Raw genomic sequence first — 6,811 nt, forward strand, 5'->3', positions numbered from 1 at the left:
GGGAAGGGCGCGGTGCACATGCGCAGGGCCAGTCGTGGCCGGCGTCCTCCCTCATGCTTTACCTGTATTTATTAGGTGTTCATGCTCATAATTCGCCAATAAACTGTCAAGCTAAAATTGCCGGGGCGCGCTCCGGGCTTATACCTAGCACGCCAGCGCCGTCCCATCGAAAGGAGTCTCCCGCATGCCACGCAAGCCAGCCGAGAGCGGGCATACCGCCGCCGCCGTGGCCGATGCCCCTGCCGTTGCCGATAAGGCAAGGCCGGCCACCGCGCTGTCGCGCGCGGCCGGGGCCAATATCGTGTCGTCCTCGCACCTGGTGTCGGTGCGCAGCCCCGAGTTGTCCGAGTTCGAGTTCGGGCTGAATACCGCTTACAACGCCTACAGCCGCTGGGTGGTGCGCTGCATGGGGGCGGCGGGGGTGCGCGACCTGACCTTCCTGGACGTGCTGGTGCTGCATCACGTGAACCATCGCGGCCGGCCCAAGCGGCTGGCCGATATCTGCTTCGTGCTGAACGTGGAAGACACCCACCTGGTGACCTACGCATTGAAGAAGCTGCAGGGGCTGGGGCTGGTGAGCGGGGAGCGGGTCGGCAAGGAGGCCACTTATTCGACCACCCCGGCCGGTGCCGAGGCCTGCGCACGCTATCGCGAGATCCGCGAACAATGCCTGACCAGCAACTTCACCGAAGGCAGCGAAGAGAATGCCGAGATCGGGGAGCTCGCCCGGCTGATGCGGGTGCTGACCGGCCTGTACGAGCAGGCCGCGCGCTCGGCGACGTCACTCTGAGCCGTCCATTCGGTAAAAGTGACGCATAAGCATTATCATGATGGGGGTAACACGGCGCCGTCGTGATGTCGCAGTGCAAAATCCGGGTGCCGGCAAGGTACAATAGCGGTTTCCCGCCAGTCGGCACCCCATGCAGCGGTGCCGGCTAAGCAGCAGCCCCTACCTCACCGCCTCCCGACCGCTACGATCATGGCGCATTTCTCGTGCTTCCCCGGCGCTTTGGCGCTTTCCGCCTTCCGTCAGCAACGCCTGCTCACCGCCCTGCGGCAGATCGACGCCGATATTGAATCGGTGCATGGCCAGTTCCTGCACTTTGTCGACGCACAGGCGCCGCTGTCGGCCGAAGAGCAGTCCCGCGTGGCGGCGCTGCTGACCTACGGCGCACCGTTCGCCGATCAGCCCGACGGCGACCGCTTCGTGGTGATCCCGCGCTTCGGCACGATCTCGCCGTGGGCCAGCAAGGCCACCGACATCGCCCATAACTGCGGCCTCACGCATATCCACCGCATCGAGCGTGGCATCGAGATCACCGTGATCTGCAAGAAGGGCCTGCTGCGCGGGCGCAAGTCGCTGGACGCGGACACCCGCGCCGCCGTGGCCGCGCACCTGTTCGACCGCATGACCGAGACCGTGGTCGCCACGCGTGACGAGGCGGCCGGCCTGTTCCAGGAACTGCCGGCCAAGCCGCTGCGCTTTATCGACATCGCCGCCGGCCGCAGCGCGCTGGCCGCGGCCAACGTCGAGATGGGCCTGGCGCTGTCCGAGGACGAGATCGACTACCTGGTCGATGCCTACGGCAAGCTGGGGCGCAACCCGACCGACGTCGAGCTGATGATGTTCGCGCAGGCCAATAGCGAGCACTGCCGCCACAAGATCTTCAACGCCACCTGGACCATCGACGGCGTGCAGCAGGACAAGTCGCTGTTCGCGATGATCCGCAATACGCACCAGCTCAATCCGCAAGGCTCGATCGTGGCCTACTCGGACAACTCGGCGGTGATGGAAGGCGATGTGGCCGAGCGCTGGTTCCCGCGCGGCAACGACCACAAGTACGACCGCCACGAGGCGCTGACGCACACGCTGATGAAGGTGGAGACGCACAACCACCCGACCGCGATCTCGCCGTTCCCGGGCGCTTCCACCGGCGCCGGCGGTGAAATCCGCGACGAAGGCGCGACCGGGCGCGGCGCCAAGCCCAAGGCCGGCCTGACCGGCTTCACGGTGTCCAACCTGATGCTGCCCGACGCCGTCGAATCGTGGGAAAACGACCGCGACGCCGCCCAGCCGGTGGCGCACCGCAACCCCGACGACAAGCCCGGCGTGACCGGCAAGCCCGACCGCATCGCCTCGCCGCTGCAGATCATGATCGACGGCCCGCTGGGTGGCGCCGCGTTCAACAACGAATTCGGCCGCGCCAACCTGGGCGGCTACTTCCGCGTCTACGAGCAGAACGTGGGCGGCACCGTGCGCGGCTACCACAAGCCGATCATGATCGCGGGCGGCATCGGCAATATCGACGCCTCGCACACGCACAAGAACCCGCTGCCGGCCGGCACGCTGCTGATCCAGCTGGGCGGCCCGGGCATGCGCATCGGCATGGGTGGCGGCGCCGCCAGCTCGATGGCGACCGGCACCAATACCGCCGACCTGGACTTCGATTCGGTCCAGCGCGGCAACCCCGAAATGGAGCGCCGCGCGCAGGAAGTGATCAACGCCTGCTGGCAGCTCGGCGATGCCAACCCGATCCTGTCGATCCACGACGTCGGCGCGGGCGGCATCTCCAACGCGTTCCCTGAGCTGGTGGACGGCGCCGACCGCGGCGCGCGCTTCGACCTGCGCCAGGTGCACCTGGAAGAGTCCGGCCTGTCGCCGGCGGAAATCTGGTGCAACGAGTCGCAGGAGCGCTATGTGCTGGCGATCGCGCCGGACAGCTTCCCGCAGTTCCAGGCCATGTGCGAGCGCGAGCGTTCGCCGTTCGCCGTGGTCGGCATCGCCACGGAAGAAAAACAACTGCAGTTGGTCGACGCCGAAGTCGACGCCGCGCTCAAGGAACACTTCGCGGTCAATATGCCGATGGACGTGCTGCTTGGCAAGCCGCCGCGCATGCACCGCGACGTCAAGCGCGTCGAGCAGGCGCTGCCGGCCGTCGACGTGACCGGCATCAGCCTGGAGCAGGCCGTGCGCGACGTGCTGCGCCATCCGACCGTGGCCAACAAGTCGTTCCTGATCAGCATCGGCGACCGTACCGTGGGCGGCATGAACGCGCGCGACCAGATGGTCGGGCCGTGGCAGGTGCCGGTGGCCGACGTGGCCGTGACCACGCTCGACTACAAGGGCAATGCCGGTGAAGCGATGACCATGGGCGAGCGCACCCCGCTGGCCGTGATCGACGCGCCGGCTTCGGGCCGCATGGCGATCGGCGAGGCGCTGACCAACCTGGCCGCCGCGCCGGTCAAGGACCTGGGCAAGGTCAAGCTGTCGGCCAACTGGATGGCGGCCTGCGGCGTGGAAGGCGAGGACGCAAAGCTCTATGACACCGTGCATGCGGTCGGCATGGAACTGTGCCCGGCACTGGGCATCAGCATCCCCGTCGGCAAGGATTCGCTGTCGATGCGCACCAAGTGGCAGGATGAAGGCGTCAACAAGGAAGTGGTGGCGCCCGTGTCCCTGATCATCTCGGCCTTCGCCGCGGTGGACGACGTCAACCGCACGCTGACGCCGCAACTGCGCACCGACGCCGGCGACACCGTGCTGATCGCCGTCGACCTGAGCCGCGGCAAGAATCGCATGGCCGGCAGCATCCTGGCGCAGGTCATGCAGCAGGTCGGTGACAGTGCCCCGGACGTGGACAATGCCGAGGACCTGAAGAACTTCTTCAACGTGATCCAGCGCCTGAACCGCGAAGGCAAGCTGCTGGCCTACCACGATCGTTCCGACGGCGGCTTTATGGCCACGCTGGCCGAAATGGCCTTTGCCGGCCATTGCGGTGTTTCGCTCAACGTCGACATGCTGGCGCTGGATCCGCAGCAGGAACAGGACTACGGCGACGCCAAGAACTGGGCCCAGCAGATCGCCGAGCGCCGCAACGACCAGACCCTGCGCGCGCTGTTCTCGGAAGAGCTGGGTGCCGTGGTGCAAGTGCGCATGCAGGACCGCGACGCGGTGTTCGCGGTGCTGCGCGAGGCGGGCCTGTCGGCGTGCAGCCACGTGGTCGGCAAGCCCAACACCACCGACCAGGTCGAGATCTACCGGGATGCCAAGAAAGTGTTCGGCGCCTCGCGTACGGACCTGCAGCGCAACTGGAGCGAAGTCAGCTGGCGCATCGCGCGACTGCGCGACAACCCGGCCTGCGCGGACAGCGAGTACGATCGCCTGCTGGATGCTGCCGACCCTGGCATCAGCCCGGTGCTGACGTTCGATCCGGCGGAGGACATCGCCGCGCCGTTTGTCGCCACTGGCGCGCGTCCGCGCGTGGCGATCCTGCGCGAGCAGGGCGTCAATTCGCAGATCGAAATGGCGTACAGCATGGACCGCGCCGGCTTCGATGCGCACGACGTGCACATGAGCGACCTGATCGCCGGCCGCGCCAATCTGGCCGACTTCTCCGGCTTTGTCGCATGCGGCGGCTTCAGCTACGGCGACGTGCTGGGCGCGGGCGAGGGCTGGGCCAAGACCATCCTGTTCAACGGGCAGATGGCCGAGCAGTTCGCGGCCTTCTTCAACCGCCAGGACACTTTCGCGCTGGGCGTGTGCAATGGCTGCCAGATGATGAGCAACCTGGCCCCGATCATCCCGGGCGCAGGTGCATGGCCCCAGTTCACGCGCAACCAGTCGGAGCAGTATGAAGCGCGCTACGTGACCGTGGAAGTGCAGTCCTCGCCGTCGATCTTCTTCGCCGGCATGGAAGGCAGCCGCATCCCGATCGTTGTCGCCCACGGCGAAGGGTTTGCCGACTTCTCGCAGCAGGGCAATATCGACCAGGCCCACGTGGCGCTGCGCTTTGTCGACAACTACGGCGCGGTCACGCAGGCCTATCCGCTCAACCCGAATGGCTCGCCCGATGGCATCACCTCGGTGACCACCGTCGATGGCCGTTTCACCGTGCTGATGCCGCACCCGGAGCGTGTATTCCGCGCCGCGACGATGAGCTGGGCGCCGGACGCGTGGAAACAGGTTGCCGATGGTGGCAGCCCGTGGATGCGGATGTTCCGGAATGCGCGGAAGTGGGTGGGGTAAGCATCAGCTGCAGGTTTGCGTCGCCCGCTGTTTTCTCCCTCTCCCGCGTGCGGGAGAGGGAGTACCCAGTTGGTCATCCTTTGTCAGGAACGCACCCAGAGCCACCGGCAGCGCCGGTGGCTTTTTAGTTTTTCGGCGATGCAAGCGGCCAAAGCCCAAATGGCGACGGCCATACCCGACCTGGGCCAGCGCGGAAACGGGCAGCAAGATGCTGGACGCGCTGGTCGGACTGGTGACAGTATCAGGCAGCTCGACGAAACCGGGTGGCGCTACGACCTGCGCCAGTGAAGGCTGGTTCAGCCGGCAAGCGGAGGGAGCAGGCGTGAACTCCACGACGCATAGGCATAAGTCAGCATCCGCCCGGCTTCAAAACCAGGGGGCGGCCTGATCTCGCCGCGAGCCTCCTTGTACGCCACCACGGCGTGCAGGATCTTCTCGGGCGCGTAACGGTCACGTAACGGGAGATAGGGGTGGAGCTGGCGCCAGCCAGGGGCGGCGCCATCCAGGGTCACCCAGGCCAGTGCGCAATAGCACATGCCCCGGGATGAGAGATGCCAGAGTTGCCAGTAGCGGCCAGTCGACTCCACGCGCTGCATCCTTGAATCTTGCAGGACCGGCGGGGGCGACCGGACCGTGCCTTACTGGATCTTGGCCTTGTCCTTGAGTGACTTCATCATGGCCTGGAACTGCTCGCGCTGCCAGTTCTGGTCCCCCATCAGCATCTGCGTGAGCTGCGGCTTGACCTCTTCGAACGACGGGATCTTGGCGTCGCGCACGTCGACCAGTTCGATGATATGCCAGCCGAACTGGGTCTTGACCGGGGTATCGGTCAGCTGGCCCTTTTTCAGGCCGGTCATGGCAGCCGAGAACTCAGGCACGTAGCTGCTGCTGTTGGCCCAGTCCAGGTCGCCGCCGTTGGCTGCCGAGCCCGGGTCCTTGGACGAGGCCTTGGCCATGTCCTCGAACTTGGCGCCGCCCTTGATCTTGGCGATGATCGCCTTGGCGTCGGCTTCCTTTTCCACCAGGATGTGGCGGGCGTGGTATTCCTTGCCGTTGCCGAACTGCGACTTGATCTTGTCGTACTGCTTGCGCAACTCGGCGTCGCTGGCGCCGTGGGTCTTCACGTAGTCTTCGAACACGGCGCCGGCCAGCACGTTCAGGCGGGCCTGTTCCAGTTGTTCCTGCACGTCGTCGCGCTGGGTCAGGCCGCGCTTGTTGGCTTCCTGCACGAGCAGTTCGCGGTCGATCAGCATGTTGCGCGCGCGCGAGCGCAGCTCCGGGTTGTCGGGCTGGCCGGTGCCGGCGATCAACTTGTCCAGCTTTGCCGACGAAATGGCCTTGCCATTCACGACGGCGGCATTCTGGGCGATGGCCGGCAGGCTGCCGGCAGCAAGCACAGCCGCCAGGCTGAACGAGAGGACGGTGGTCTTCATGGAATCAGGTCTGAGAGTTGCTGGAAGAATCGCGTGATGATGCGCGGGATTGGTACTCTTGGTCGGTGAACGCAGTCACGGCAAGTGCGTGGATCTGCGCGGGGAACAGACCGCGCAGCGCATCATACACCATGCGGTGTCGCGCAACCCGGCTGTGACCCGTAAAGCGCTCGCTGACGATTGTCACGTCGTAATGTCCGCCGCCCGATGCGGCGCCGGCATGTCCGGCGTGCAGCGCGCTGTCGTCGCGCACGGCCAGGTGGCTGGGGGCGAGCGCTTCGCGCAGCATCGCCTCGATAGTGGCGGGATCGGCTGCCATCAATGGTTTCCTTCAGTTCGTGGGGTGCGGGGG

Annotated in this window: 5 protein-coding genes; 2 read left to right on the forward strand and 3 right to left on the reverse strand. The window is 66.1% G+C overall.

All coding sequences use genetic code 11. The features are described from left to right. Nucleotides 1-184 precede the first annotated feature (184 nt). Both AC3WON_RS30735 and purL read left to right on the forward strand, forming a co-directional pair. Nucleotides 185-790, forward strand: a complete 606-nt coding sequence (locus AC3WON_RS30735; protein ID WP_492320151.1) for a winged helix DNA-binding protein — start codon at nt 185-187, stop codon at nt 788-790. Between the two features lie 189 nt (nt 791-979). Next, a complete protein-coding gene (gene purL, locus AC3WON_RS30740; RefSeq protein WP_492353447.1) occupies nt 980-5,026 on the forward strand; it encodes a phosphoribosylformylglycinamidine synthase in 4,047 nt (1,348 codons plus the stop codon). 296 nt (nt 5,027-5,322) lie between these two features. Here purL and AC3WON_RS30745 read toward each other — a convergent pair whose 3' ends face one another. From AC3WON_RS30745 to AC3WON_RS30755, 3 genes are read right to left on the reverse strand one after another with little or no spacing between them, the layout of a single operon-like run. Then, nucleotides 5,323-5,622: a hypothetical protein gene (locus AC3WON_RS30745; protein WP_492353448.1), complete on the reverse strand. Its 300-nt coding sequence runs from the start codon at nt 5,620-5,622 to the stop codon at nt 5,323-5,325. Nucleotides 5,623-5,664: 42 nt separating this feature from the next. Beyond that, nucleotides 5,665-6,459 carry a peptidylprolyl isomerase gene (locus AC3WON_RS30750; protein WP_010810058.1) on the reverse strand — a complete coding sequence of 265 codons (795 nt, stop codon included), beginning with the start codon at nt 6,457-6,459 and terminating at the stop codon, nt 5,665-5,667. Between the two features lie 4 nt (nt 6,460-6,463). Continuing rightward, nucleotides 6,464-6,778 (reverse strand): BolA family protein, encoded by a 315-nt coding sequence (locus tag AC3WON_RS30755; RefSeq protein ID WP_010810057.1) that lies wholly within the window; start codon nt 6,776-6,778, stop codon nt 6,464-6,466. Nucleotides 6,779-6,811: the final 33 nt, after the last annotated feature.

The organism is Cupriavidus sp. FW305-46 (genome assembly GCF_058787075.1).

What these genes read in the sequence shown, in the direction of transcription:
- purL (WP_492353447.1), top strand. Translation starts at nt 980, where the DNA reads ATGGCGCATTTCTCGTGCTTCCCCGGCGCTTTGGCGCTTTCCGCCTTC.
- AC3WON_RS30755 (WP_010810057.1), bottom strand. Translation starts at nt 6,778, where the DNA reads ATGGCAGCCGATCCCGCCACTATCGAGGCGATGCTGCGCGAAGCGCTC.
- AC3WON_RS30750 (WP_010810058.1), bottom strand. Translation starts at nt 6,459, where the DNA reads ATGAAGACCACCGTCCTCTCGTTCAGCCTGGCGGCTGTGCTTGCTGCC.
- AC3WON_RS30735 (WP_492320151.1), top strand. Translation starts at nt 185, where the DNA reads ATGCCACGCAAGCCAGCCGAGAGCGGGCATACCGCCGCCGCCGTGGCC.
- AC3WON_RS30745 (WP_492353448.1), bottom strand. Translation starts at nt 5,622, where the DNA reads ATGCAGCGCGTGGAGTCGACTGGCCGCTACTGGCAACTCTGGCATCTC.